General features: G+C 72.8%; 2 protein-coding genes. Both read left to right on the forward strand.

All coding sequences use genetic code 11. The annotated features are described in order from the left end of the window. Positions 1-141: 141 nt before the first annotated feature. A complete protein-coding gene (locus BN12_RS21545) occupies positions 142-669 on the forward strand; it encodes a 2'-5' RNA ligase family protein (protein ID WP_048555609.1) in 528 nt (175 codons plus the stop codon). Positions 670-750: 81 nt separating this feature from the next. Next, a partial coding sequence (locus BN12_RS21550) for a YihY/virulence factor BrkB family protein (RefSeq protein WP_053080152.1) occupies positions 751-1,758 on the forward strand: 1,008 nt, incomplete at its 3' end.

Below are 1,758 nucleotides of genomic sequence, written 5' to 3' on the forward strand. Positions count from 1 at the left end.
CCCCGCCGAGCTCGACCGCATCACCTCCTCGGGCGCCGAGCGGGCCCGCGAGTACGCCGGGGCGACGATGGCGCGGGTCCGCGAGCGCGTCGGCCTGCCACCGCGCGCCCGCTGAGCCCCGGACGGCTAGTGTCGGTGCCCATGCGAACCATCGGGGTCGCGATACCCGTGCCGGAGCCGCACGGCAGCACGCTGCGGGCCATGCGCAGCTCGTTCGGCGACCCGATGGCGGCCTCGATCCCGACCCACATCACCCTCCTGCCCCCCACGGAGGTGGCCGACGAGGAGTATGCGGTGTTCACCGAGCATCTGCGCCGGGTCGCCGCCGCCCACGACCCCTTCACGGTCCTGCTGCGCGGGACCGGCACCTTCCGCCCCGTCTCACCCGTCGTCTTCGTCCAGATGGCCCGGGGGATCGGGGAGTGCGAGCAGCTGCAGAAGGCGATCCGGAGCGGCCCGGTCCGGCGGGACCTCGACTTCGCATACCACCCGCATGTGACGGTGGCCCACCACGTCGACGACGACGCGCTCGACGTCGCGTTCGAGAAGCTCGCGGACTACACCGCCGCCTTCCCCGTCGCGGCCGTCGAGCTCTATCTCCACGGGGAGGACGGCGTGTGGCGGACGGAGGCGCAGTTCGCCCTCGGCGTGCGCGAGCCGCTGCGATGAGGGGACCGGCTCGGTGAGGGGGCGCTCGTCAGTGAGCGGGCTGGTCGTGGAGGTGCTGACGACACGGGGGGATCGGGAGTGATGGACACGGTCAAGCGGATCTGGGCGTGGGTTCAGCACACGCACGCGTGGCGCTCCTGGGACCGGTTCGGCAAGCACCGCGGGAACCTGCTTGCGGGCGGCATCACCTACTTCTCGTTCCTGTCCCTCTTCCCCGCGCTCGCCCTCGGCTTCACCGTGTTCGGCATCGCCCTCCATGGGCGCCCGGACTGGCTCGAGCAGATCGAGAAGTACGTCAGCGACGCCCTCCCCGGGTTCATCAAGCCGACCCCCGACTCCCCCCACGGCGTCATCTACCTCAGCGTTCCGAGCGGCGCGACGCTGACCATCACCGCCGTCATCGGTCTCCTCGGCCTGCTGTGGGCCGGCCTCGGCTGGCTCGGCGCGATCGGCGACGGGATGCGGGCGATCTTCGGGGCGCCGGGCAGCGCGGGGAACGTCGTCACCGCGAAGCTGCGCAACCTCGCCGTCCTGCTCCTCTTCGGGCTGGGGATCGTCCTCTCCGCCGCGCTGTCAGCCGCCGCGACCGCCGTGGCGACCTGGCTCGCCCAGCACGTCGGACTCGGGTCGCAGGGCTGGATCGTCACCTTCGTCGGTGTCGTCGTCGGCGCGCTCCTCGACGCGTGCATCGTCGCCCTCATGATCCGGATGCTGTCGGGGGTCGACCTGTCCTGGCGCGCCGTGCGCGACGGCGCGATCGTCGGAGGGGTCGGCCTGACCGTGCTCAAGGTCCTCGGGACGCGGCTCGTCGCGGGGACGACGTCCAACCCCGTGTACGGCACGATCGCCCTGACCGTCGGCCTCCTCGTCTGGCTCAACTTCATCGCCCGCGTCCTGCTCCTGTCGGCCGCCTGGGCCGCCGACGAGCTCGACGACGCCCGTCTCGCCGGCGTCCCCGAGGCGATCCGGGAGAAGGCGGTCGAAGGGCCCGAACCACCGCCCGGTGCCGGGACGGCCCCGGTGGCGTCGCCGTCCGCCGTCGCAGCCGCTCGGGCCGCTCAGGGGCTGCCGACGTTCGGGCCGCGAGCC

The organism is Nostocoides japonicum T1-X7, from assembly GCF_001046855.1.
Taxonomy (GTDB): domain Bacteria; phylum Actinomycetota; class Actinomycetes; order Actinomycetales; family Dermatophilaceae; genus Nostocoides; species Nostocoides japonicum.